Origin of the sequence: Ralstonia pickettii, from assembly GCF_001699815.1 — a bacterium.
In the GTDB taxonomy this organism is placed as follows: Bacteria; Pseudomonadota; Gammaproteobacteria; order Burkholderiales; family Burkholderiaceae; genus Ralstonia; species Ralstonia thomasii.
In genome coordinates this window covers 1-25481 of record NZ_MCGB01000024.1, presented here as the reverse complement: position 1 = coordinate 25481, position 25481 = coordinate 1, and the positions used below count along the sequence as shown (strand labels likewise).

22 protein-coding genes and 1 pseudogene are annotated in these 25481 nt (G+C 64.2%); 14 read left to right on the top strand and 9 right to left on the bottom strand.

All coding sequences use genetic code 11. The annotated features are described in order from the left end of the window. The first annotated feature begins 1 nt into the window (after position 1). From BEK68_RS03070 to BEK68_RS03060, 3 genes are read left to right on the top strand one after another with little or no spacing between them, the layout of a single operon-like run. Entirely contained in the window at positions 2 to 454 is a 453-nt protein-coding gene (locus tag BEK68_RS03070) for a hypothetical protein (RefSeq protein WP_004631522.1), read from the top strand. A gap of 23 nt (positions 455 to 477) precedes the next feature. Next, positions 478 to 2196 (top strand): DUF2334 domain-containing protein, encoded by a 1719-nt coding sequence (locus tag BEK68_RS03065; protein WP_065851564.1) that lies wholly within the window; start codon positions 478 to 480, stop codon positions 2194 to 2196. Between the two features lie 3 nt (positions 2197 to 2199). Further along, complete coding sequence (locus tag BEK68_RS03060) at positions 2200 to 3090, top strand: hypothetical protein (RefSeq protein WP_024541766.1); 891 nt, start codon at positions 2200 to 2202, stop codon at positions 3088 to 3090. On the opposite strand, the gene BEK68_RS03055 is transcribed toward BEK68_RS03060, so the two are convergent. From BEK68_RS03055 to BEK68_RS03045, 3 genes are all read right to left on the bottom strand, one after another. Beyond that, complete coding sequence (locus BEK68_RS03055) at positions 3080 to 4210, bottom strand: mechanosensitive ion channel family protein (RefSeq protein WP_024541767.1); 1131 nt, start codon at positions 4208 to 4210, stop codon at positions 3080 to 3082. The genes BEK68_RS03060 and BEK68_RS03055 overlap by 11 nt on opposite strands. 53 nt (positions 4211 to 4263) lie before the next feature. Continuing rightward, complete coding sequence (locus BEK68_RS03050; protein WP_024541768.1) at positions 4264 to 5364, bottom strand: GGDEF domain-containing protein; 1101 nt, start codon at positions 5362 to 5364, stop codon at positions 4264 to 4266. Positions 5365 to 5506: 142 nt separating this feature from the next. Further along, positions 5507 to 6826, bottom strand: coding sequence for an Nramp family divalent metal transporter (locus BEK68_RS03045; protein WP_024541769.1), 1320 nt, complete (start codon positions 6824 to 6826; stop codon positions 5507 to 5509). 233 nt (positions 6827 to 7059) lie between these two features. On the opposite strand from BEK68_RS03045, the gene BEK68_RS03040 reads away from it, so the two are divergent. Beyond that, on the top strand, positions 7060 to 7737 hold the full coding sequence (locus BEK68_RS03040) for a response regulator (protein WP_004631528.1): 678 nt from the start codon (positions 7060 to 7062) through the stop codon (positions 7735 to 7737). Further along, positions 7734 to 9221: an ATP-binding protein gene (locus tag BEK68_RS03035; RefSeq protein ID WP_024541770.1), complete on the top strand. Its 1488-nt coding sequence runs from the start codon at positions 7734 to 7736 to the stop codon at positions 9219 to 9221. Before BEK68_RS03040 ends, BEK68_RS03035 begins: the two co-directional genes overlap by 4 nt. Before the next feature lie 35 nt (positions 9222 to 9256). Here BEK68_RS03035 and BEK68_RS03030 read toward each other — a convergent pair whose 3' ends face one another. The 4 genes from BEK68_RS03030 to BEK68_RS03015 all read right to left on the bottom strand — a co-directional run bounded on the left by BEK68_RS03030 (position 9257) and on the right by BEK68_RS03015 (position 11472). After that, on the bottom strand, positions 9257 to 9868 hold the full coding sequence (locus BEK68_RS03030) for an NAD(P)-dependent oxidoreductase (protein WP_024541771.1): 612 nt from the start codon (positions 9866 to 9868) through the stop codon (positions 9257 to 9259). Between the two features lie 97 nt (positions 9869 to 9965). Beyond that, positions 9966 to 10403: an Rrf2 family transcriptional regulator gene (locus tag BEK68_RS03025; protein ID WP_024541772.1), complete on the bottom strand. Its 438-nt coding sequence runs from the start codon at positions 10401 to 10403 to the stop codon at positions 9966 to 9968. Next, on the bottom strand, positions 10286 to 11122 hold the full coding sequence (locus BEK68_RS03020) for an FMN-dependent NADH-azoreductase (RefSeq protein ID WP_024541773.1): 837 nt from the start codon (positions 11120 to 11122) through the stop codon (positions 10286 to 10288). The genes BEK68_RS03025 and BEK68_RS03020 overlap by 118 nt, the downstream gene beginning before the upstream one ends. A gap of 20 nt (positions 11123 to 11142) precedes the next feature. Beyond that, entirely contained in the window at positions 11143 to 11472 is a 330-nt protein-coding gene (locus BEK68_RS03015) for a DMT family transporter (protein WP_024541774.1), read from the bottom strand. A 283-nt stretch (positions 11473 to 11755) separates the two neighbouring features. Here BEK68_RS03015 and BEK68_RS03010 point away from each other — a divergent pair, with 283 nt between their 5' ends. From BEK68_RS03010 to BEK68_RS02980, 7 genes and pseudogenes are all read left to right on the top strand, one after another. Then, complete coding sequence (locus BEK68_RS03010; protein WP_024541775.1) at positions 11756 to 12844, top strand: tartrate dehydrogenase; 1089 nt, start codon at positions 11756 to 11758, stop codon at positions 12842 to 12844. 168 nt (positions 12845 to 13012) lie between these two features. Next, positions 13013 to 13414 carry a winged helix-turn-helix transcriptional regulator gene (locus BEK68_RS03005; protein WP_004631535.1) on the top strand — a complete coding sequence of 134 codons (402 nt, stop codon included), beginning with the start codon at positions 13013 to 13015 and terminating at the stop codon, positions 13412 to 13414. 64 nt (positions 13415 to 13478) lie between these two features. Next, the gene (locus BEK68_RS03000) at positions 13479 to 14006 is read left to right on the top strand and encodes a hypothetical protein (protein WP_024541776.1); all 528 of its coding nucleotides are present in this window, start codon (positions 13479 to 13481) and stop codon (positions 14004 to 14006) included. 113 nt (positions 14007 to 14119) lie between these two features. Next, a pseudogene (locus BEK68_RS02995) lies at positions 14120 to 15465 on the top strand (TolC family protein). Next, positions 15462 to 16682 carry an efflux RND transporter periplasmic adaptor subunit gene (locus BEK68_RS02990; RefSeq protein ID WP_024541778.1) on the top strand — a complete coding sequence of 407 codons (1221 nt, stop codon included), beginning with the start codon at positions 15462 to 15464 and terminating at the stop codon, positions 16680 to 16682. Before BEK68_RS02995 ends, BEK68_RS02990 begins: the two are co-directional and overlap by 4 nt. Further along, positions 16679 to 19828 (top strand): efflux RND transporter permease subunit, encoded by a 3150-nt coding sequence (locus tag BEK68_RS02985; protein WP_024541779.1) that lies wholly within the window; start codon positions 16679 to 16681, stop codon positions 19826 to 19828. Before BEK68_RS02990 ends, BEK68_RS02985 begins: the two co-directional genes overlap by 4 nt. Next, complete coding sequence (locus BEK68_RS02980) at positions 19825 to 20148, top strand: P-II family nitrogen regulator (protein ID WP_024541780.1); 324 nt, start codon at positions 19825 to 19827, stop codon at positions 20146 to 20148. The genes BEK68_RS02985 and BEK68_RS02980 overlap by 4 nt, the downstream gene beginning before the upstream one ends. 107 nt (positions 20149 to 20255) lie before the next feature. On the opposite strand, the gene BEK68_RS02975 is transcribed toward BEK68_RS02980, so the two are convergent. After that, positions 20256 to 22496 carry a M1 family metallopeptidase gene (locus tag BEK68_RS02975; RefSeq protein ID WP_024541781.1) on the bottom strand — a complete coding sequence of 747 codons (2241 nt, stop codon included), beginning with the start codon at positions 22494 to 22496 and terminating at the stop codon, positions 20256 to 20258. Between the two features lie 295 nt (positions 22497 to 22791). On the opposite strand from BEK68_RS02975, the gene BEK68_RS25675 reads away from it, so the two are divergent. Both BEK68_RS25675 and BEK68_RS02970 read left to right on the top strand, forming a co-directional pair. Continuing rightward, the gene (locus tag BEK68_RS25675) at positions 22792 to 22980 is read left to right on the top strand and encodes a hypothetical protein (protein ID WP_161779849.1); all 189 of its coding nucleotides are present in this window, start codon (positions 22792 to 22794) and stop codon (positions 22978 to 22980) included. A gap of 83 nt (positions 22981 to 23063) precedes the next feature. Beyond that, complete coding sequence (locus tag BEK68_RS02970; protein ID WP_024541782.1) at positions 23064 to 24536, top strand: sensor domain-containing diguanylate cyclase; 1473 nt, start codon at positions 23064 to 23066, stop codon at positions 24534 to 24536. Between the two features lie 44 nt (positions 24537 to 24580). On the opposite strand, the gene BEK68_RS02965 is transcribed toward BEK68_RS02970, so the two are convergent. Continuing rightward, positions 24581 to 25423 (bottom strand): class I SAM-dependent methyltransferase, encoded by an 843-nt coding sequence (locus BEK68_RS02965; protein WP_024541783.1) that lies wholly within the window; start codon positions 25421 to 25423, stop codon positions 24581 to 24583. Between the last annotated feature and the right edge of the window lie 58 nt (positions 25424 to 25481).

Below are 25481 nucleotides of genomic sequence, written 5' to 3'. Positions count from 1 at the left end.
GATGAAAGCGAAGCAAATCGGGGGCGGCGTGTTGGTTGCCTCCGCACTTGTCGCCGGTTGGTTGATCGTCGCGCCACCGGGGGGCGGTGATGGTGGTGTGCCTGCCATTGTGACCGGCGCGACAGACCAGGGCACCCCCGGCGCCGGCACGAACAAGAAGGCCCCACCGCCCGCGTCTTCGAAGGCGACGGCCATGGCTGCGCAACCCATGCAGCCCACCGTTGTGGCAGCAGCAACGCCCAGGCCCGTGACCGGAGGCGCGCGCGCCTACGGCTACGGCGTCATGGACGAGAACGGACAGGTCATCCCACCGCCGCGCCCGGCCGTCGTGACCGAAGTCCGCCCCGGCATGCCGGAAAACGAAACGACAGGCACTGAACGTGGCCACGACCGTGGCCCCAATTTCAACCTCGGGCTCTACCGCCAAGCGGACGGCTCGGTCTATCGCCCATGATTGCCATGAGTCGGAGAGTCATCATGAAGACATTGCTACGAAAGTTTCTGTGCGCGCTCGTCTTTGCGGGCGGCATGCTCGGGGTCTCGCTGACAGCGCCAGTGCAGGCCGCCACCTGCACAATTGGGCTTGGGCCCATCTGCGTGACCATTGGTGGATCTGCATCGGCCCAGACCGCGCCAGCCCCGATGCTCGTGCTGTACGACGCTCCGCCAAACGACCAGTACACCAACCTCGGCAAGTCGTACGCGATCATGCTGTACAACCTGCTCGCGCACTTCAACACCACCATCACGCTGCTGCCCGTGCAGAACTACACGGCGGGCATGACCGAGCAGTACACCGCTATCTTCTACATGGGGAGTTACTACAACAATCCCATACCGGCAGCGTTCCTGTCGGATGTGACGACCACGCAGAAGACCGTGGTCTGGTTCAAGTACAACCTGTGGGAACTTGCCTGGAATACGGCGTATCCGTTTACCTCGCGCTACGGCATTTCGTTCTCCAACTTGGCGGGCATGAACGCGGCACCGTCAGCCAGCGCACCGAACCCTGGCTTCTTTGACACGGTCACCTACAAGAACCAGACGATGACGAAGTACTACGCCTTCAACGCCACGACCGGGGCGATTTCCGCAGACCCCGACATTGGCGTGACGGCGGTGGCCGATGCCACCAAGGCGACGAGCCTGGTCACGATCACCAACTCGGTGACCAAGGCGACGGCTCCGTATGTGATCCGCTCAGGCAACTTCTGGTACTTCGCCGACATGCCGTTCTCGTACATCGGACCGCGCGACCGCTACTTGGTGATATGCGACATGCTGCATGACATCCTGGGAACCAATGCGCCGACGCTGCACCGTGCGCTCGTGCGTCTGGAAGACATCAACGCCACCAACACGGTGACGTCCATCAATACCCTCACGGATTATCTGTACAGCAACAAGATTCCGTTCTCGCTTGCCACCATCCCGCTGTACAAGGACCCGAACGGTGTCTACAACGGCGGCGTTGCGCAGACGATCCATCTCGTCAATGCAACGGGGCTCAAGTCGGCACTGAACCACGCACTGGCGCGGGGGGGGAAGATCCTGATGCACGGCTACACCCACCAGTACAGCAACATCCCGAACCTCATCAACGCCGTCAGCGCGAACGACTTCGAGTTCTGGTTCGCCACGCAGAACCGGCCCGTGAACGAAGATTCAACGCAATGGGCAGCAGGGCGATTGTCGTCGGGGCTGCTGGAGTTCCAGCTCAACGGCTACGCGCCGTTCGCCTGGGAGGCGCCGCACTATCAGTCGTCTCCGCTAGCCATCAAGGCGGTACCCCAGTACTTCAAGACCACGTATCAGCGCGTGGTGTACTACACCTCCGACAATCCGCAGACGCTGAATGCCTCGACGCCGGGTCATGATTTTTCGGTTGGCCAGTTCTTCCCGTACATCATTCAGAAGGACTACTACAACCAGCGCATCATTCCGGAAAACCTGGGCAACGTGGAGTACAACATCTGCAATATCGATCCGTCGTCGTGCCTGACCTACACCGCACAGGACATTCTGACCAATGCGACGTATGCGCAGGTGGTGCGAGACGGCTTTGCCTCGTTCTTCTTCCACCCGTTCTGGCTTGAGCCGGAGATCGGCACGCCGGGCTATGCGGATTTCCAAACCATCATCAACGGCATCACCGCGCTGGGCTTTACCTGGGTGGATGCCAGCACGGCGCAGTAGGCGATGCTGCGGATGCGCTCGGTACTGGTGGCGGCAGCCATGCTGGTCTTGAGCGCATCCACCGCAGCAGCAGGGCCGGTGGGCGCGATGCCTTCCGGCCCTGTGCCGTTGTATGGCGTGACCGTCGATGCGGTGGACAACGTGCCCGCCGTGGTCGACGCACTGTCGCACCTCTCGCGCACACCCACCGTGCGCGTCGTCTTTGATGAAGGCATGGACGCACCGCATTACGTCGGGCCCGTGGCCGCCATCCGGGACGTGGCTTACGTGATGGGTGAGCTGGCCGATTCCTCCACGCTCAAGCAGTACACGACCCCGCAACTGCGCCAGCGTGCCGCGGCTTATCTGCACACGCTCGCCGGCAACGTCGATGTCTGGGAAATCGGCAATGAGATCAACGGCGAGTGGACAGGCCCCACACGCGACGTGATCGACAAGACCATGGCAGCCTATGAGGTCATCAAGGCCGGCGGCGGCCGCACGGCGCTCACGCTGTACTACAACGAGGGCTGCGCCGAGCAGCCATCACGCGCCATGTTTGATTGGACGCAGCGCAATGTGCCGCTACGGCTGCGCGATGGGCTCGACTACGTGTTCATCAGCTTCTATGAAGACGACTGCAAGATCGCGCCACCCGACTGGAACGCCGTGTTCAGCCGCTTGGGCGATCTGTTTCCGCACGCCGCACTGGGCTTTGGAGAAGTCGGTACGCGCCATGCCGCACGCAAGACGGCGCTCGTTGCCCACTATTACGGGCTCGCAGTCACGCATCCTCGCTTTGTCGGCGGCTACTTTTGGTGGTATTTCCGGCAAGACATGGTGCCGCGTTCAAGACCGCTGTGGCGCAGCCTCGATGCGGCGTTTCTCAGCATGCCCGCAGTGGTCAACCGCTAGCCCGCGCGCTCACACGCTGAGTGCTGGCGGGTGAGCGGTCGGCGAGGTCTTCCGGGCCAACAGGTTCGCCGTCACGGCGCACCAGCTGGATCGTACGCGTGGGCAGGGCGAACGAGGTGCCCAGATTTTCCAGCCCTTCCAGGATCGTCAGGTTGATGCGCTGCTGGATATCCATGTACAGATTGAAATCCGGATCGGTCACGAAATACACGACCTCGAAGTTCAGCGCGTTCTCGCCAAACTCCTTGAAGTGCGCACGATCGAAACGCGTGTTGCCGACGGCCTCCACCGCACGGCGCACGATGTCCGGAATTTTCTGCAGTTGCGCGGCGCGCGCATCGTAGGTCACCCCAAAGGCGAAGACGATGCGTCGTTCCGACATCCGTTTGTAATTATGAATCGTGCTCTTGAGCAGCGCCGTGTTGGATGCGACGATCTCTTCGCCCGACAGGCTGCGGATGCGCGTCGTCTTGAGGCCCACGTGCTGCACAGTGCCGGCAATCGATTCGAAGACGATGAAGTCGCCAATCTCGAACGGCTTGTCCAGCCCGATGGCGAGCGAGGCAAACAAGTCGCTCAGGATGCTCTGCACCGCCAGCGCCACCGCCACACCGCCCACCCCCAGGCTGGCGACGAAGGCCGTGATGTTCACGCCCACGTTGGCCAGAATGGCCAGCAGCAGCATTGACCACAGCGCAAACCGCAGCACCCAGGCGATCATTGATGTGATGACCGGATTGCGTGTGGCGTGGGTTTGCGTCGACAGCCGATCGCGCGCCCACAGCTTCACGCCGCGGTTGAGCCACAGCGCAATCTGGAACCCGATGATGACGAACCAGATGTGGTCAAGCTTGTTGGCAATGCGCGTGGGCAGATCGATGAAGTACGACCCGGCAAGCAATGCGGCCAGTGCAATGAAGAGCGGATGCGTATCGCGCAGCACTGCGGTGATGAGAATGTCAAAGCGATGGCCGGTACGGCGCGCGCGCGCATCAAGCCGGTTGCAGATGAGGCGCAATACGCTTGACAGCACTGCATACGCGGCGATGACAGTCAATGTGGCGGCGGCCCAATCGCGGGCCGGCACGCGCAGGAAGGTGTGGGCGTTGAGCCACTCCATGGGTTTCTCCGTGCAGAAAACACGGATGCTGCGCCGCACATAGCGTGCCTGCGCTACGGCCGCAGCGTTGCCGCGGGGTCGGCGTCAGTCGATACACACACGCGGTTGCGGCCCTGACGCTTGGCTTCCATCAGGCCGAGATCGGCATCGGCCAGCAGGCGCGCAAGGTCTTGCCCGGGGCGCAGCGCCGCGGCGCCAACGCTCACCGTCAGGGGCCCGACGGGCGTTTGCGTGCGGGCCACGGCAGTCTTGAGCCGTTCGACCACCGCAAGCGCGCCCGTCAGGCCGCAGCCCGGCAGCAGCACGGCAAACTCGTCCCCGCCCAGGCGGCCGAAGAGATCGGCGGGGCGCAGCACACCCGCCAGCGCATCGGAGAGCGCGACGAGCGCTTCGTCGCCGGCGGCGTGTCCCCACGTATCGTTGATGGATTTGAAGTGATCGACGTCGAGGTACAACGCGCACAACGGCTCGGCATGATGCTGCGCGCGCTCGACCGCAAAGCTGCCGAGTTCAAAGAAGCGCTGCCGCGCGAGCATGCCGGTCAGGTGGTCCGTGTTGGCGCGATCGGCGAGGCTGCGTTCGGCCGCAAAGTGCCGGGCCATGGCGCGCAGCAGGTAGTGGTGAATGACCGCCGCTGCGGCAATGCAGATCGGCAGATAAAGCACCAGACCGAGCCAGCCGTGGCGGATTGCCGTGGCCGGTTCCGGCGCGATGAGCAGCGCGACGAGCGGCCCGGCGGCGCACATCACCATGGCAATGCAGAAATCGCGCCGGGTGAGCCACGCGGGGCTGGTGGCAAGCGGCATCAGATAGAACGCCGGGAGCACCCATTGGAGCCCGGCCTGATAACCGAACGCGATGATGGCCACCTCTTCGGCAAACAGGTGCGTGAGCGCCAGCAGCCCCCACAGGCCGGTATGCCGATGCCGCTGCGCCGTCACCACGATTGCCATCAGCAAAAGCAGCAGTCCAAGCAACGGCTCGGGCCGATGCAGCAGCCCGACCGACCAGCCCAGCATGATCGCGAAGCCGTAACCGAGCACGCCGCATTTGCTCAGCGCGAGGATCATCGGCACGAAATGGCGCGCCTGATAGTCGAGCGAGGGCGTGCGGGCGTCGGGCAGGTCGGAGGCGGTAGGCAGGTTCGCGCTCAAGGCAGGACAAGAAAGGCCTTCGGGCGCGACGGGATGATGCGGGCGCGGGCGTGGCCGGATTGCGCAACAAAGCGCGCATTCTAATGGCGGCGGGCAGCCCCGTGCGCGGATTTTTAGTGGGGGAAATCCCGCAATGTGCGTATCAGCCCGCCAGTACCTGCCATACCAGCCACATATTGGCGACGCCGATGACGACGAACAGGCCCCACGCCAGCCACGACGTGAATCGGCTGTTAACAAAGACGCCCATCAAGGTGCGATCGCCTGTCATGCGGATCAGCGGAAACATCGCAAACGGCAACTGCAGGCCGAGTACCACCTGACTGATGACAAGCAGTTTGCCGATGGCGTGGTCGCCCAGCATCGCCACGCCAATGAACGCCGGGATCAGCGCCAGCGCCCGCGTGATCAACCGCCGCTGCCAGCAGGGCATGCGCAAATCGAGGAAGCCCTCCATCAGGATTTGCCCCGCGATGGTGCCGGTAAAGGTCGAGCTTTGCCCCGCCGCCAGCAACGCGATGCCAAACAGCAGCCCGGCCAGCGCCGTCCCGACGATGGGCTCCAGCAGGTGGTAGGCATCCTCGATGTCGGCCACGTTCTGGTGGCCGTGCGCGTTGAATGCCGCTGCGGCCAGGATCAGGATTGCACCGTTCACGAGCAGCGCCAGCCCCAGCGACACGATGGTGTCCAGCCGCGACAGGCCGATGGCCTCGCGCTTGGCGGCTTCGGTGCTGGCCGTCATGCGGGTCTGCACGATGGATGAATGCAGGTACAGGTTGTGCGGCATCACCGTCGCGCCCAGGATGCCGATCGCCAGGTACAGCGGCTCGCGCTGGCTCACGGCCTGCCACGAGGGCATCAGCCCTGCAGCCACCGACGGCCAATGCGGCTTGATGAGCACGAGTTCAACGAAATAGCACAGCCCGATCGTGAGGATGAGCCCCAGCACGATGGCTTCCAGCTGGCGGAAGTTCTTGCCCTTCAGGCCCAGCACGATCAGCGTGTCCAGCGCGGTGAGCGCCACGCCCCACAGGATCGGCACACCGAGCAGCAAGTGGAAGGCCAGCGCGCAACCAAGCACCTCAGCCAGGTCGCACGCAATGATGGACAGCTCCGCCATCAGCCACTGCACGCGTAACGGGCCGGGCTGATAGCGGTTGCGCGAGGCACGTGCCAGATCCATACCGGTGACGATGCCAAGCCGCGCCGACAGGCACTGCAGCACCATTGCCGCCAGGCTCGAGAGCCCTACCACGAACAGCAACGCGTAGCCGTAGCGCGAACCGGCTTCGATGTCGGTCGCCCAGTTGCCCGGGTCCATATAACCGACCGACACCAGCAACCCCGGCCCCGCAAAGCGCAGCAGCTTTTTCCACAGGGGCAGGCCGGGCGGGACGGCAACGGTGCCGCGCACCTCGGACGGGCAGAACGGCGCGGTGGCGGTGGTGGGCAGGCGGAACATGCTCGGCGGCTTAAGGAAAATGCAATCGGAATTTCGGAATGATAGCTAAACGCCACGTTGCATGCCCGAGCCCGCGCCCGGTATGTATTGGCGAGGAGACTTCTTCGTCACGTGCCTCCACACATTTAAGGTAAAGCTCAGTCCGTTGCGGTAGATTTCGACCTTCGCCGGCGCCTGTTTTCCAGGTGCCGGTTGTCCGTTTACCGTCATTACCGCCGCCGAGATTCCCGCGCATGAACGCCATCCTCCTCATCGAAGACGATTTGCCGTTGGGCACGGCGCTGGCCCGCGCGCTGCGTCAGGCCGGCTACAACGCGACCTGGGTGCGCCGCCTTGTCGACGCGCAGAAATGGATCACCACCAACACGTTCGAAGCCATCGTGCTCGATCTCGGGTTGCCCGATGGTGAAGGCCATACTTTCCTGGAAGAACTGCGTGCCGCGCACAGCGACGTGCCCGTCATCATCGCCAGCGCGCGCGACGCGCTGTCGGAACGGCTCAAGGGCCTGGATTCCGGCGCGGACGATTTTCTCGTCAAGCCGTTCCCCGTGGACGAACTCATCGCCCGTCTGCGCGCCGTGCTGCGCCGCCATGCGGGGCAGAGCACCAATCAGTGGAACGTCGGCAACCTGGTGGTGGAACCCTCGCAGAAGCGCGTGACGCAAGAGGGGCAGGTCATCGAACTCACGCCGCGCGAATACCAGCTGCTGCTTGAACTGGTGCGCCGCGCCCACCGGTGGGTACCGCGCGAGACGCTCATGGACGCGCTCTATCGTGAGGGCGACAGCGTGAGCGCCAACGCGCTGGAGGTCGTCATCCACCACCTGCGCCGCAAGCTCGGCAACGAAACCATCCAGACCATTCGCGGTGTCGGTTACATGATCGGTGGCAACCGCGGGGCCGCCCAATGAAGCTGGCGGTTCCAGCCATCCTGCGGGTTCGCTCGCTGTCGTTCCGCCTGTATGTGCTGATCCTGCTCGCGCTGGTGTTGATGCTGCTGGTGCAGCTCGTCATCGCGCATCTGGAAATCTCGCGCACCAACAGCCGCCAGGTGGTGAGCGATCTGCGCATGTCGGCGCAGGCCTATGCGGACCTCACCACGCTCAACATGGATGACGTGCCGCGCCGCGAAGAATTCCTGCGCCGCCTTACCGATATCAAGCTGGGCCTGTCGCTGCCCAACATCCTGCCTGGCGAATTCCGGTACGTGCTGTGCGATCGCGCCGGCAACGTCATCACCGCCTTCCCCGGTGCGCCCACCATGCCATGCGGCAAGGCACACGGCACCGTCGTCGAGATCATGCTGGAGGGCAAGCCGTGGCGCAGCTACACGGTCGACAGCGTCGACGGCAAGATTTCCGCTACGGTGGCGCAGCCGCTGACTGCCTACGAGCGCGCCATCCGCGATCTTTTCCAGGAAGTGGCGGTGGCGCTGGCCATCCTGGCGAGCGCACTGATGGTGATGGTCGGCTGGGCCGCGCACCAGGGCCTCAAGCCTCTGCGCACGCTCACGCGTCAGGTTGAGGCGCGCGATTCTGCCGACCTCGACCCTGTGCAAAGCGTCGAGCATGCCGAGCTGAAGCCACTGGTCGAAGCCTTGAACGGGCTGTTTGCGCGCGTGCGTCGCGGCATCGAGGCAGATCGCCGTTTCTTTGCCGATGCCGCGCACGAACTGCGCACGCCGCTGGCGGCCATTCAGGCGCAGGCGTATGTCGTGTCGCATTCCGACAGCGAAGACGACCGTTCTACCGCGCTGCGCGAATTTGATCGTGGCATTTCGCGCGCAACGCAGTCGCTCGCCAAGCTGCTCGCCATTGCCCGGCTGGACGCGCGCCGCGTGGAGGCGCAACTTGCGCAGGGCGCATTGTCGGACTTGGCCGGCTGTGCGCGCAGCGGCGTGATTCAGCAAGCCTCGCGCGCCGAGCGTCGCAACATCACGCTGTCGTATGACGGCGCCAACCAGGCGTGGGTCTCGGTATCGCATGAAGACGCCGCGACGCTGGTGGAAAACGTGCTCGACAACGCCGTGCGCGAAACGCCCAACGGTGGCGAGGTGCGCGTGGCCGTCAAGCGCATCGAGCAGGCGGGCGTGCCGATGGTCGAACTGCGCATTGAAGATTCCGGCCCCGGTATCCCGCCCGACGAGCGCGATCGCGTGTTCGAGCGTTTCTACCGCCCGCGCACCAGCCAGTCGCAGGGCAGTGGCCTGGGCCTGGCGATCGTGCGCCGTATCGTTGAATTGGGGAATGGCTCGGTGGCCATCGAAGACGGCCTGACGCATGCGGAGGGCAGGGGCTGCGCGATCGTGATCCGCCTGCCGGCGCTGGATTCCGCGCCCGAGCCGATCGAGCCCGACGATGCGCCTCCCGGCATGGCCGACACGCCCAGCCATTGATTGGCGCACTGGCCGTGCCTTCCACCTGCCGCTGATCAGTAACCGACCGTGAAACGCTGGCGCGGGTGTGCCGGCTTTTCCGTTTCGTCGAGGAAGGCGATGGCGTAGTCCTCCATCGAAATCCAGGGTTTGCCGTTTGCATCCACCAGCAGCGAATCCTTGCCGACGCGGAAGTGCCCCGTCCGCTCGCCCGGCTCGAAGATGGCCGACGGCGAAACGAAGGTCCAGTTCAGCTCGGTTTCCTTGCGCAGCGCATTGAGGAAATCGCGGCCGGCCGAGGCTTCTTCAAAGTACTCCTTGGGGAACTGTGGCGTGTCGATCAGCGCGACGCCCGGTGCCACTTCCAGGCTGCCGGCGCCACCGACGACCAGCAGGCGCGGCACGGCGGCCTTCTTCACCGCTCCAACAATCTGGTCGGCATTCGCCTGCAGAAAACGCACGGTGCTGTAAACCACATCGTTGCCGGCAAGCGCGGCCACGAGCCCCGCCTGGTCGGCCACGTCGACATCCTTGGTCGTCAGGCCGGCACGCTCCGGCAGCTTCGAGGCGGTGCGCGCGATGGCCGTCACCTGGTGGCCGCGGCGCAGTGCTTCGTCGATCAGGCGGGTGCCCACGCGGCCCGTGGCGCCGATGATTGCGATCTTCATGGTCAATTCCTTGTGGTTGGTCTGGGTGGTTGAAACGTTATATGTAATTAATGCAGTTACATATAGGAATAAAAAAATAGGCCGACATGCGGCCCGACTAGGCCCGACGGCGGCGGCGCTGCGCGTGCCCCACCTCGCTGAGGATGCCGGCGATGGTCTGCGCAGCCAGCTCGGCCTCCAGCGCGGCCTGCGCGCGTTCCGTCACGCGCTCCAGCACGCCGGTGATCTCACGGCCCACCTCGCACGCCGGATTGGGCGCATTGGGCGGCAGCGCAATCAGCACCGGAGATTCCACCACACGAAAGACGTCGAGCAGCGTGATGCGTTCTGCCGGCCGCGCCAGCGTGGCGCCGCCCGCTGCGCCCATCTGCGAGGCGACAAAACCGGCATCCGCCAATTGCGCCACCAGACGCCGGATCAGCGCCGGGTTCGTTCCCACGCTGCCCGCAATGAGCGAAGACGGCACCGGCCCCTCTGCGCTGGCAAGCAGGGTGAGGATGTGGACGGCGACGGCGAAGCGGCTGCTGGTAGACATGGGGTTAGGCGCAAAAGTGTAACCATGTTAGATACACTTTGGTTCGCGGTCAACCCCGCGGGCAGACGTGCATCCCAGAAGGCTGCGCCCAATGCCGCCGCCCGCGCTTTGGCATCGGCCTTGGTCGCCGCGAGCAGATCGGGCGCCGTCAGCGTGGGCGCGGCGCTGATCTCCGTCACATCTTCAATGCCGAGAAAACGCAGCCAACGGCGCAGATAGGGCTTCTGGAAATCGTCCGGCGATTCGCTGGCACCTTCCGTGTGCGCGGCGTACGCCCCGGCGCTGGCGTAGATAAGCGCCGCCTTCTTGCCCGAAAGCAGCGCCTGATAGCCCGTGGCGGGCGACCAGTTCCAGTTCTGCCCTGGCAGTGTCACCACATCAATGAAGTGCTTGAGCCGATAGGGAACGCCAAAATTCCACATCGGTACGGAGAAAAGATAGTGGTCTGCCGCGTTGAAGCGCTGCGACAGCGCCACGGCGCGCTGCCATTGCGCACGCTGCTCCGGCGTGGCGGTCTGGGTGCGCAGGACGGCAAACTTGGCGCCGATCATATCGGCGTCGAATTCGGGCAGGTCAATGTTCTGGCTCCACAAGTCGATCGTGTCGATCTCGTGGTTGGGGTGTGCGGCACGGTAGGCGTCGAGAAACTGCTTCGCCACGTCGATGGAGTGGGACAGCGTTTTCATGGGTGAGGCTTCGATATGGAGCAGGCGGGTCATGGTGGACTCCTGATGCGGTTTTACGCTGCGTTGAAGAAGTTGAGGCCGACGGTGCCGGCAATCACCAGCCCGATGCAGGCCAGGCGCGCGGGCTGCATGCTCTCGCCAAAGAGCACGATGCCCAGCACCGTCACGCCCACCGAGCCGATGCCCGTCCAGATGGCGTAGGCCGTGCCGGCAGGCAGGCCGCGCATGGCATGCGTGAGCAGGAAGACGCTCGCAAGCGCCGTCACGATGCCGAGCACGCTGGGGATCGGGCGCGTCCACCCCTGCGCAAATTTGAGCGAGACCGCCATGGCGATCTCCACAGCCCCGGCTGCCAGCAGCCACAGCCAGGCGGTTTGAAGCATGGAACCTCCGAGGTGTCCGCTGCCGGGCTGGCAAGCGGATGCGTTGCGATGCACCCAGAGTAAGGACGGTGCGGTGCGGGAACAAGTACGCACCTGAAGGTAACCACCATGGGCGGCGTGGGTATGGGCGTCCGATTTTGATCGTGGTGGCCCGCATCATCCATACTGCGAGCAACCAGCCAACTCGGTGCCCGAACTGCGCCCGGGCTGGCTTGACGAGCGGGACCGCACGGCGGCCCATTCCGCGGCGGTTTCCATCTAACAGAGAAGCAAAAGGAACGACATGATTCCCGCATTCCGCATCGCGATCATTCCAGGAGACGGCATCGGCCGCGAGGTGATGCCAGAAGGCCTACGCGTCATCCAGGCAGCGGCCAAGCGCTTTGGCTTGCAGCTTGAGTGCCACCCCATCGATTGGGCCAGCTGCGACTACTACCAGCAGCACGGCCAGATGATGCCCGACGACTGGAAGGCGCAGCTCAATGGCATGGACGCGATTTTCTTTGGCGCGGTCGGCTGGCCGGCCACGGTGCCCGATCACGTTTCGCTGTGGGGCTCGCTGCTCAAGTTCCGCCGCGAGTTCGATCAATACATCAACTTGCGCCCCGTGCGCCTGTTTGAAGGCGTGCCGTGCCCGCTCGCCAATCGCAAGCCCGGCGACATTGATTACTACGTCGTGCGTGAGAACACCGAGGGCGAGTACACATCGCTCGGCGGCATCATGTACGAAGGCACCGACCGCGAGATCGTGATCCAGGAATCGGTCTACTCGCGCAAGGGCGCAGAGCGCCTGCTGAAGTTTGCCTTCGACCTCGCACAGAGCCGCCCGCGCAAACACGTGACGCTTGCCACCAAGAGCAACGGCATCGCCATCAGCATGCCGTGGTGGGACAAGTGCGCGGAGGAAGTCGCGCAAAACTACCCGGGCGTCACGCTCGACAAGCAGCACATCGACATCCTGACCGCGCGCTTCGTGCTGCAGCCGGATCGCTTCGATGTGGTGGCCGCCACCAACCTGTTCGGCGACATCCTTTCCGATCTTGGCCCCGCCACCACCGGCACGATCGGCCTGGCGCCTTCCGCCAACCTGAACCCCGATCGCACGTTCCCGTCGCTGTTCGAGCCCGTGCACGGCTCGGCGCCGGACATCTACGGGAAGAACATCGCCAACCCGATCGCGATGATCTGGTCAGGCGCCTTGATGCTGGATTTCCTGACGCAAGGGCAGGGCGCGGGGCGGGCGGCGCACGACACCATCGTCGCGGCCATCGAAGCGGTGCTCAAGGACGGCCCGCGCACGCCTGACCTGGGCGGCACCGCCAATACCACGCAGGTGGGCGAGGCGATTGCCGCGCGCGTTGCTGCTCACTGATCTTCATTGACTGGATCGATCACGCGGACGAGGAGTGCGGCTCCTGCGTGGACGATTACCTCCACACCAAGTACGTCTGCCAGGGCCAACTCGACTGACGAGGCGCGTTACAGGGCGGCACGATTGGCGGTACGGTCACATGTATCCCAATCGTGTTCCGGAGGCCCCATGGCCGACAGCATGGCTCCGTCCTCATCATCAACGCCGAAAAATTTCCCTGAAGGCACCGTGGACGCCTGCCCGTCCATGCGCGCACTCGAGCTGATCGCCGGCAAATGGGCGCTGCGCATCTTTCCGGCGCTGGAAAACGGCCCCGTGCGCAACAACGAACTCCTGCGCCGCGTGGGCGACGGCATCTCGCAGAAAATGCTTACGCAGACGCTGCGCGAGCTGGAAGCCAACGGCCTCATCCTGCGCACCATCTACGACAGCGTCCCGCCGCACGTCGAATATCGTCTGAGTCCGCTCGGCGAATCGCTCAACCGCACGCTCGTCGGCCTGGACGACTGGGTGCGCGCACATTGGCCTGAAATGGAACGGGTCCGCAAAACGCAGGTCGATTCCGATTGACATCCGCGCGATCTGCCAGACGTTGTGTGCAGATGCAGCATTTTTCCGATAGTATTCCGGGCCCATGTTTGTGACGAATCTTTCCTCCGCCTTGCCGACGTTGTCTCGCGCGACCGCGCGGGGCGCGCTGTCGCGCGCGCGGGGCGTACGGTGGATCGTCACGATCTGGTGCTTGTTGTTCACCGTTTCGGTGTTCTCGGCCACGCATTTCCCCGATGGCCAAGCCGCCGATGACGCGCTGGAAGCAATCGAAGCCGTGGTCGACGACATGCCCGGCGATGCTCCGCCCGTTGCCAAGCCTAGCAAGGGTTTCGAGCGCGCCATCAAGGTCGCGCTCGGCAAGGCGGTCAAGCAGCCCGGCCAGTGCTTCAGCGTTGAACATTGGGTTGCGCACGCATCCGATGCACCCGATGCGCCTACGACCAGCGCCGCCGCCCCCGACCACCCCAGCGACGCGCCGGAACTCTGGCTCCCGCCGCCTCCTATGGTGTTGACGCCCGGCTTGCGTGTCGCGCGCGTCCGTGTCTGTCTTCCCCCGTTCCAGGCTGGCCCCACGCCGGCCCCCATGCTGCGTCCTCCCGCACGCGCCTGATCTCCGGCTTTCGCCGGAAACCATCCCCTTGAGTTGCTAGTGCTGCGCCAACCGGCCCGTTGACCGGCTGGGCGTTCGCGCTTGCCTGTTCTTCTTTTTCAGGATGATTTCGGATGTTGTCCAATCAGGATGCGGCCACCCCGCGCCCCGCAGCGGGTGCGCGCGTGTCGCGACGTGCTGTTCTTTCCGCAGTGCTGGCTGCAATTGCCGTCCACGCCAACGCCGCACCCTCGGCACCTTCGCAACGTGGCGCACAGACTTCCACCGCCCGGGCTCATGAGGCGCCCGCGCAGCCCCGCTACACCTTGCAGCAGCTACTTGAGCTGGCCCGCGCCAACCACCCGGCACTCGCCGCTTCACAGGCGCAGGTGCAGGCGGCGCAGGCGGGCATCGCCACCGCGCGCGCCTGGCCCAACCCCGAGGTAGAAGCCATGGCCGGCCGCCAGCGTGCTCGCATGTCGGGTGCGGCGGAAGGCCGCACCAATAGCGTGTCGATCACGCAAAAGCTCGATTTGCCGTGGCAGCGCGCCGCCCGTACGCAAGCCGCCGACGCCGCGTACGAAGCGTCGCAAGCCACCGCCCGATCGCAGGCACGCGACGTAGAGGCCGATCTCAAGCTGCGTTTTTACGACGTGGTGCGCCGCGAGGCCGAGCAGCGCAACGCGCGCGAAGACGTGACGCTCGTCGAGCAGATCCGCCGTGGCGTGGCCGTGCGGGTGGAAACCGGTGAAGCCCCGCGTTACGAACTCATTCGTGGCGACGCAGAGTTGCTCAATGCGCAGCGCAACGAGCAGGCCGCTGCACTGCGCGTGCAGCAGGCGCTGGCTGAGTTGCGCCGCGCCATTGGCGCCGATCTGCCGCAGACGTTCGATGTCGATGCCGGTGCGGAAACGCCCTCCGTGGCGCATCTGCCGCCTCTGGCAGATCTGGTCAGTACGGTCCTCGCCACGCATCCGGAGTTGGAAGCCGACCGCGCCGCCGTGCGCGAGGCCGAAGCCCGGCTGACGCACGAGCGCAGCCAGCGTTGGCCGTCGTCGCGCTGCGAGGGTCGGTTGATCGCCAGCCCGATCTGCAAGACAGCCGCGTGGGCCTAGTGATGTCGATTCCGCTGTTCGACCGCCGTGATGGTCCCGTTGGTGAAGCCGTGGCCGCCCGCGAACGTGCCCGCGCCCTGTTGCGCGACCGCGAACTGCGCATGCGCCAAGCGGTGGAATCGGCCTATCGCCAATACGAGATTGCGGAGTCGCAAGTCAGCGCGCTGGAATCCGGCGTCATCAAGCAGGCCGAATCGGCGCTGCGCGTGGCCGAAGCCGCATACCGCCACGGCGAGCGCGGGATTCTCGATTACCTCGATGCCCAGCGCGTTTTTCGCCAAGCACGTAACGACCTGATTGCCGCACGCGCGGACCTGCGCACGGCTGCCGTCGAACTCGACCGCCTGCGCCCGGAGGCCCAATGACACGCCCGAGTCGCCGTGTTGCCTCACGAACTTACGAATCCAGCCAGACCATGACCGCACCTTCTTCTTTCTCTTCTTCGATCCGGCTGGCCGGTGTTGCCCTGGCGGCGATGCTGTTGCTGGGCGCCTGCGGCAAAGACGCCGCCAACGACACCAAGGCCGCACAGCAGGCCGTCGCCCCCAACCTGGTGGTTGCACAGCCCACGCTGTTGCAGCGCCTGAAAGTGGCGCCCGTGGGCAAGCAACCGATTGCCGAGCACTTGCGCGTGCCCGGGCAGATTGCGTTTGACGAACAGCGCGTTGCGCGTATCGGTGCCACTGTCACGGGCCGTGTGACGGAGCTGCTCGCCACGCCGGGGCAGAGCGTGAAGGCAGGCGACATCCTGGCGCGACTGCACAGCACGGAGCTTGGCGCCGCGCAGCTCGCCTACCAGAAGGCCGCCGCGCAGCGTGACTTGCAGGCCCGCGCGCTGGAACGCGCGAAGCTGCTCCTGGCTGCCGACGTGATCGGCTCAGCCGAGTTGCAGAAGCGGCAGAGCGAACTGGCGATGGCCGATGCCGAAGTGCGCGCGGCCGTCGACCAACTGCGCGTGATGGGCGTGTCGCCCGGCACGCTGGCGAAGAAGCGCACGGATGGCATGTCGTCGATCTCGCCCGTGGTGGCAAGCATCAGCGGCACGGTGGTGGAGCGCAAGGTGACGCGCGGTCAGGTCGTGCAGCCGGCCGACGAGCTATTTACCGTGGCCGATCTGTCGCGCGTGTGGGTGGTGGGCGAAGTGCCAGAGAACGCCGCCGCCGGCGTGCGCGCCGGCCAGGCCGTGGAGATCGATACCGGCGCGGGCGACCGCATTGTCGGCAAGCTGATCTGGGTGTCGGACATTGTCGACCCGCAGACGCGTACGGTCACGGTGCGCACCGAAGTGGACAACGTGGAGCGCACGCTCAAACCGTCGATGCTGGCCACGCTGATCATCCAGTCGCGCCCGGAAGAACGCGTGGTGGTGCCGACGTCCGCCGTGGTCCGTGAAGACAACCGCGACTACGTGTTCGTGCGTGCCAGCGACACGAACTACCAGCTCACGCCGGTCAAGCTCGGCGACGAATCGAACGGGGTGCGCCCGGTCGTCTCCGGCGTGCAGGCCGGGCAGCCGATCGTCGTTGAAGGCGGCTTCCATCTGAACAACGAGCGCAAGCGCGCCGAGATGGAGGGCGCATGATCGACGCATTGATTCGCGGCGCGCTCAAGCAACGGCTCGTAGTGGCGGTGATCGCCGCCGTGCTGCTGTTCTTCGGGTTTGACGCCGCACGCAAGCTGTCGCTTGACGCGTTTCCGGACGTGACCAATGTGCAGGTGCAGATCGCTACGGAAGCGCCGGGGCGCTCGCCGGAAGAGGTCGAGCGCTTTGTGACTGTGCCGGTCGAAATGGCGATGACGGGTCTGCCGGCGCTGACAGAGATGCGCTCGCTCAACAAGCCGGGCCTGTCGCTCATCACACTCGTCTTCACCGATGAGACCGATGTGTACTTTGCGCGCCAGCTTGTGATGGAGCGGTTGATCGAGGTGCAGTCGCGCATGCCCGCAGGCGTGACGCCAGTGCTTGGTCCCGTATCCACGGGCCTGGGGGAGGTGTATCAGTACACGCTCGACAAACCGGATGACGGCGACAAGGAACTCTCGGTCGAGGAACTCACCCAGCGCGGCATTGCGCAGGACTGGGTGGTGCGGCCGCTGCTGCGCTCCATTCCGGGCGTGGCCGAGATCAACTCGCAGGGCGGTTACGAGAAGCAGTACCAGGTGCTCGTCAACCCGGAGCGCCTGCGCCACCACAACGTGACCGTCAAGCAGGTGTTCGAGGCGCTGGCCGCCAACAACGCCAACTCGGGCGGCGGGGTGCTGCCGCACTTTGCGGAGCAGTACCTGATCCGCGGCGTGGGTTTGGTGCGCGACACCAACGACATTGGCGCCATCGTGCTCAAGGAGGTCAACGGCACACCACTCACGATTCGCGACGTGGCCGATGTGAAGATCGGCACGGCGGTGCGTGCGGGGGCGGTGGTCAAGAACGGTGTGACGGAATCCGTCGGCGGTGTCGTGATGATGATGCGCGGCGGCAACGCGAAGGAAGTGGTCGCCCGCATCCAGGATCGCGTGAAGGCCATCAACAACGACGGCATGCTGCCCGACGGCCTGAAGATCGTGCCGTACTACGAGCGCTCGGAGCTGGTGGATTCGGCCCTGAAGACCGTCATCAAGGTGCTGGCCGAAGGTGTGGTGCTGGTGGTGATCGTGCTGCTGCTGTTCCTGGGCGACATCCGTTCATCGCTCATCGTGGTCGGCACGCTGATCCTCACGCCGTTGCTCACGTTCATGGCGATGAACAAGCTCGGCATTTCGGCCAATTTGATGTCACTCGGCGGGTTGGCGATCGCCATCGGCTTGATGGTCGACGGCTCCGTGGTGGTGGTGGAAAACGCGTTCGCGCACCTCGCCAAGCCGCGCGACCCGAACGAGAGTCGCGCGCGCGTCATCCTCCATGCCGTGACGGAGGTGGCGACGCCCGTGATCTTTGGCGTGGGCATCATCATCCTGGTGTTCCTGCCGCTGATGACGCTGGAGGGCATGGAAGGCAAGATGTTCGCGCCGCTGGCGTTCACGATTGCCATTGCGCTGTTCTTCTCGCTGGTGCTGTCGCTCACGCTGACGCCGGTGTTGTCGTCGTATCTGCTCAAGCCCAAGGTGCACAAGCACGTGGAAGGCCAACACAGCGACGACCCCCACGCCGAGCACGACGCCCATGACACGTGGCTGATCCGCAAGATGAAGAAGCCGTATCTGCGCTTGCTGGAACTGAGTCTGAACAACGGCCGCAAGACCGTGATCGTGGCGGTGGCGGTGTTTCTGGCCACCGGTGCCCTGATGCCGTTCCTGGGCACCGCGTTCATTCCGGAGATGAGGGAAGGCTCGGTGGTGCCCGGCATCAACCGCGCGCCGAACATCTCGCTGGAAGAGTCGATCCGCATGGAGATGGAAGCCATGCGCCTGGTGATGCAAGTGCCGGGCGTGAAGTCGGCCGTCTCGGGCGTGGGCCGCGGCGAGTCTCCGGCCGACCCGCAGGGCCAGAACGAATCGACGCCGATCGTCTCACTCAAGCCGCGCAATGAATGGCCCAAGGGCTGGAACCAGGACGACATTGCCGAGGCGATGCGCAAGGCGCTGCAGGTGCTACCCGGCGTGCAGATCGTCATGGCACAGCCGATTTCCGATCGCGTGGACGAGATGGTGACCGGCGTGCGTTCCGATGTGGCCATCAAGGTGTTTGGCGATGACCTGAACACGCTGCGCGAGAAGGCCGAGGCGATCGCCAAGGTCGCGCAGGGCATCCAGGGTGCGCAGGACATGCGCGTGGAGCGGATCACCGGCCAGCAGTATCTGCAGATCGCGATCGACCGCCAGGCCATTGCGCGTCACGGCCTGAACGCCGCCGACGTGCACAACGTGATCGAGACCGCCATCGGCGGCAAGGAAGCCACGGAAATCTTCGAAGGCGAGCGCCGCTTCAGCGCGGTGGTGCGTCTGCCGGACGCGTATCGCGGCAGCGTAGAGGCCATCCGCAACCTGATCGTGGCCGCCCCCAATGGCGCACAGGTGCCGCTGGAGAGCATCGCCCGCATCGATGTGACCGACGGCCCCGCGCAGATCAGCCGTGAGCTGGGCAAGCGCCGCGTGGTGGTGGGCGTGAATGTGCGCGACCGCGACTTGGGCGGCTTCGTGGCCGAGCTGCAGGCGGCTGTCGCGCAGAAGGTCAAGCTGCCCGAGGGCTATTACCTGGAGTGGGGCGGTCAGTTCCAGAACATGGAACGCGCCATGGGCCACCTGAAGGTGATCGTGCCGATCACGGTGGCGGCCATCTTCTTCCTGCTCTTCCTGCTGTTCAACTCCGTGCGCTATGCCACGCTGATCATTCTGGTGCTGCCGTTCGCCTCGGTGGGCGGGATCATCGGCCTGTTCGTCACGGGTGAATACCTCTCCGTGCCGGCATCGGTCGGCTTTGTGGCGCTATGGGGCATCGCCGTGCTCAACGGCGTGGTGCTGGTCAGCACGATCCGCAGTCTGCGCGAGCAGGGCATGTCGGTGGAGGAATCCGTGCGGCTGGGTTCGCGCATGCGCTTCCGCCCCGTGATGATGACGGCCACCGTGGCCATGCTGGGCCTGATCCCGTTCCTGTTTGCCACGGGGCCGGGTTCGGAAGTGCAACGGCCGCTGGCCATCGTGGTGATCGGCGGTCTGCTGACCTGCACGCTGCTGACGCTGGTGATGCTGCCCACGCTGTACAAATGGTTTGATGAGGAGTCGAAGGCATGAAGGAAATCCGCATCGTAGTGCGCCCGCAACTGCTGGAACGCATGCATGAAGCGCTGCGCAGTTGCCCAGGTTTTCCGGGCATGACGGTGGGTGAGGTGAATGCCTATCCGCCAGCGGCTTCACAGGCCGGCGCGCATTCCATCAAGGAAGACCTGACGGAGTTTGTGCCGCGCGTGCGCATCGAGATCATCGTTTCCGATGCGCTGGCCAGCGTGCTGTTCGAAAGCGCCGTCAAGGTGCTGGAGCACGGCCAGACCGGCGAAAGCGCTATTTGGATGACCGACGTAGTTCAGGCCACCTTCCTGCATCGCACCGGGTGAGGACCGTGTGATGCGCGCATGAAAAACGGCGGACTGTGTCCGCCGAACATCAGGAGCCACCCTTGCAGCGGGCCGCATCGTAAGACGCGGCCCGCTTGCTTTGGTGCTTACCGCTTGATGTCGGTCAGATGCTTCATGAGACCTTCATAGCGGAACTTGTGGATCGGCCGATCCATCGACTGCATTTCCTGCAACTGCACCGCTTGCGGACGCAGCGAGCCCGTCGGCGTCACAGCCTGGGCACGCAGCGTTGCCACCGCCGGCTGCATGTTCTGGATGCCGACGATCTGGTCATACAGCGCCTTGTCGATGATCTGCGCGTTGTACAACTGCGTCGCATCGCCGGCGATGTTGGTCGTTGTCGCCTTGTTGCTGATGGCACCGGCCTGCGCCAGCAGCGCGCTCCACAGCGTCGGGCTGTAGTTGGTCACGTAGTAGTCCAGGCCCGTCGGGTTCGCCAGCACGGCCGAGCACGTCGGCAGGGTGACCTGCGCGGTCTGCTGGTCCAGCACGACCGTTTGCGTTTGCGCCAGCCCATCGCCATAGGCGATGGTGAGCGGAATATTCCACTGATAGCCGGAATAGACGTTCTTGTTCGGGAACGCCTTCTGCGTGATCGTCAGCACGTTCTGGTTGGTGGCCGGGTTGCACTGTGCATCGATGGTGACAAGCGGCACGCCGGTCTGGCGCACAAAGCTGTCGCCCACCTTGCCGACGGGCTTGCCGCTGGCGGCTTCCAGCTCCGCCCACAGGCGCGGCGGCGTGCCGTTACCGAACTTGTACTTGTTCAGGTAGCTCTGCAGGCCACGGCGCATGGCGTCCTTGCCGACGTAATTCTCGATCGTCTGCAGGACATGGCCGCCCTTGTTGTAGGCAAAGCGGTCGAGGAAGTCCATCGAGCCGGCATCGCTCAGGTTGTGCTGTACCGGTACGGCGGTGGGCTGCAGGTCCAACGTGTAGACGCGCTGCTTGACGGCTGCATAGTCGGCCCACGTGTTGCCCTGGAACTCGGGGTGCAGCGCGATCTTGGTGACGTTCTCGAACCAGTTGGCGAAGGACTCGTTCAGCCAGATATCGTCCCACCAGTCCAGCGTGACGAGGTCGCCAAACCATTGGTGCGCCAGTTCATGCGACACCACGACGAACGAGCGCGCCTTGCCCATCGAGTGGACCGTTGTCGGTGCGCCATCGGGCGGCACCAGCACTTGGTCGGCAAACTCGAAGATGGCGCCCCAGTTCTCCATGCCGCCAAAGCCGGCATTCTTGTTGTTGTAGCTGTCGTTGGCGACGATGGTGTCCATCTTGTCGAACGGCAGCGGGATCTGGAAGTAGTTGTAGTAGTGGTTCAGCGCTTCCTTGGTGAACTGCATGCCGGAGACCGCCGAGTGCGCCTCGCCGGGCGGCACCCACCAGCGCAGGCGCATGCTGCTGCCGTCGAGCGGGTTGGTGAACTGGTCTTCCAGGATGTCGAACTTGCCGCCGCCGAAGAACAGCAGGTACGCCGGCATCGACGGTGTCTTGGCAAACGACACCTGCTGATAGCCATCCGGCAGCTTGGTGGCGCCCGTCTGCCTGCCGTTGGCCACGGCCTTCCAGTCGCCCGGAATTTCCGCCGTCACCTCGAAGGTGTTGCGGAAGGCCGGTTCATCCCAGCTCGGGAACCACTCGCGCGCGAAGTTCGATTCGCCTTGCGTGACGATGGCGTCCGAACTCTCACCCGTTGCCGCCTGCAGGCCCAGCTTGAAGATGCCCTCGGCCTTGGTGAAGTTGATCGTGCCCGTCCACTCCATGTGGAGCACATAGTTGCCGGGCTTGATGTCTCCGATGGGGTCGCGCAGGTCGTAGAAGGCGCCTTGCGATTGTGGAATCGGCACCAGCACGCGCGATGCACCGCCGCCCGAGGTGGGCGTGAGTGTCAGGCGCGAGGCGTCGAGCTTCAGGTCGCGCACGGCCAGCGTCACGGCGCCGGTCTGCTTGGTGACCTTGATCTCCACGTCGGCGCGGCCAGAGAAGCTGTTCAGGTCTGCGCTCGGGCGGAACCACAGCTTGTAGTTGACCGGCCTGATGTAGTCCGGCAGTTCCACCGGCGGCACCGTTGCGTCGACTGCCGGCGCTGGTGCATTCGTGTTGCCGGTATTGGTATTGCCCTGCTGCTGCGAGCCGTTTGCGTCCAGCTTGCCGCCGGCCGGCGTGAGCGCGTCATCTCCGCCGCCGCCGCACGCGGCCAGAATCAGCGCGGCCGCAGCCTGTGCCACGAGTGCCAGCTTGAACGAGCGACGTGTCCGGGCGTTGGAGGCCCGTCCGGTGTGTGTCGTGGCCGTACGACGGTGGGTTGTCGAATCCCGCATTGCATTTCTCCTGGGGTGGAAACGAATCGGCGGCCCAGGGCTCAAAAGAAAATCGGGGGGCAGGCCGCAGAATCGGGACAAGGAATTACCCGCTTCTTGCGCGGTGCAAATCACTGCCCGCGCACGGGATGCACGGATTCTGGAGGAAACGGCCTGCGAATCGAGACGAAGTTTTTTAAATCACGCGCGAGAGAATCTGCAGCGGAATTTGCAGTTTTTGGTATGCGCATCCGCAAAGCTGCGGGCGCCTTCCCGAGCGATGGGCGACTTCTGCAAGGCACGTTGAAAAAATGAAATGCATACCCCGCTTCATGAAAATATCTTAAAAATCGAAGCGGCTATTTTTACAACGTCAGATAAAGAAAAACTAAATGCGGCGCAGCGTCGGAAAATCTGGCCGGGGAACTTTCCCGGTATTCAACGAGGTGTTGCGCTGCAGCAGCTGACCGCGCATCGCCTGCATGGGGGTAATCCTTCCGGATGAGACGGACGCTGTGCGCGGTTTTTCACAAAACCGGTACGCTCGCAAGGTTTGCGAAGTGTTTTCTGTTTTCCGTAGAGCGATTCATGCAATCCGCGTCCGATAGCGTCAACAGCCCGGCGGCTGTGGGTGTCAACCTGATCGACTTCTTCGATGTCACCCCCACGTCATTGTGGCTGGAGGACTACAGCGATCTGCACCGCCTCTTTGCCCAGTGGCGCGCCGCCGGCGTAACCGACCTGCAGCGCTTTCTGGAAGAGGACGTATCTCGCGTGGCGGCGTGTTCGGCCTGTATCAAGGTGCTGCGCGTGAACCGGCGCACGTTGTCCATGTACGCCGCCCCGGATACGGAAACCCTCACCGCGCGCCTGGCTGACGTGCTGCGCGACGACATGCTTGAAGCGCACGTGGGCGAACTCGTCCAGCTCTGGTCTGGCGAGCCGTGGTTCGAAAGCCGCAGCGTCAACTACACGCTTGACGGCCGCCGCCTCGACATCCTGCTCAAGGGCGTTGTCCTGCCTGACCACGATCAGCCGTGGGACCGCGTGCTGGTGGCCGTGGACGACATCACCGAACTCGAAGACGCCCGCCGCCGAGCCGCCGCCAGCCAGCTTTACGCGCGCGGCGTGTTCGAGCATGCACCGGTGTCGCTGTGGGTGGAGAACTTCAGCACCATCAAGATGCTGCTGGACGAAGTGCGCATGCAGGGCATCACCGATTTCCGCACGTTTACCGATGTGCATCCGGAGTTTGTCGAGCGCTGCATGCAGGAGATCCAGGTGCTCGACGTGAACGGCTTCACGCTGGAGATGTTCAAGGCGCGCAACCGCAACGACTTGCTTGGCCGCTTGCCGGAAATCTTTCGCGACGACATGCGCCCGCACTTTCGCGAGCAGTTGATCGACCTGTGGGATGGCAAGCTCTTCCAGCAGCGCGAGGTCGTCAATTACGGGCTGGATGGCAACACGCTGAACATCCACCTGCAGTTTTCGGTGTTCCCCGGCCGCGAGCAGGATTGGGACATGGTGCTGCTGGCGCTGACCGACATCACCGCGCGCAAGAAAGCCGAGTCGTACCTGGAATATCTGGGCAAGCACGACGTGCTCACCAAGCTGAAGAACCGCTCGTTCTACGTAGACGAGATCAACCGGCTGGAGCGCAAGGGCCCGTTCCCGGTCACGGTCATCATGATCGACCTGAACGACTTGAAGCGCGTGAATGACCAGCTCGGCCACGCCGCAGGCGACGCGCTGCTGCGTCGCGCCGGCGAGGTGCTCAGCAAGGCCATCGACAAACCTGCACACGCTGCGCGCATTGGCGGCGACGAGTTTGCCGTGTTGCTGCCCGGCGCCGACGCACACGCCGGTGCGGCCTTGGTGGAAAGCCTGCGCAAGTTGGTCGAACTCAACAACCAGTTCTATCCGGGCGCGGAGCTTGGGTTTTCCATGGGCTACGCCACCTGCCACGAAGGCGGGCGTCTGGAAGAAACGCTGCGCGAGGCCGATGTTGCGATGTACGAAGACAAGCGGGTGCAGCACGAAGGCAGGCGTCTGGCATAACGGCGGAGATCTGTGCGTCGGGTGCGCTACTGCTTCTTCTCTCTTCAGGAGCCGGCCGGTGCAAAGAACCGCTCGTGCAGCTCTTCCAGGCCCAGCGTGCTGATCACCTCGTTCAGCCGCTCGGTCGGGCGGCGACGCGGCAGATCTTTGTATTGCGCGATGATCAGTTCGTTTTTCATCGAGTGTTCCCACCCGACGAGTTCCGTCACGCTGACCTGATAGCCGTGCGCTTCAAGCTGCAGGCAGCGCAGCACGTTGGTGACCTGGCTGCCGAATTCGCGCGTGTGCAGCGGGTGGCGCCAGATTTCCGTGAGCGCATTGCCGAGCGACTTGCCCTTGTTCTTGCGCAGCACGCCGGCCACCTCCGCCTGGCAGCACGGCACGAGCACGATGTATTGCGCATGCTTTTCGAGCGCAAAGCGGATCGCATCGTCCGTGGCGGTATTGCACGCATGCAGTGCGGTCACGATGTCGATCGTGGCCGGCAGCTGTTCAGACGTAATCGACTCCGCCACCGACAGGTTCAGGAACGACATCCCCTTGAAGCCCAGCCGCGCGGCAAGCTCGGTCGACTTGGCGACCAGTTCTTCGCGAGTCTCAATGCCGTAAATGTGCGAGGTGCCATCGCCCGGCTGCTCCTTGCAGAACAGGTCGTACAGGATGAAGCCGAGGTACGACTTGCCTGCGCCGTGGTCGACCAGCGTGACATGCCCCTTGGTTTGCTGCACGTCGGCCATCAGCGGTTCGATGAACTGGAACAGGTGATAGACCTGCTTGAGCTTGCGGCGGCTGTCCTGGTTCATCTTGCCGTCGCGCGTCAGGATGTGCAGTTCCTTGAGCAGCTCGATCGACTGGTTGGGGCGGATTTCGTGGGTCTTGTTGGACATCGTCAGGACAGCCTGGGCGACATGTCGCACGGAATGGGATCGGTGCGGCGGCGCGGAG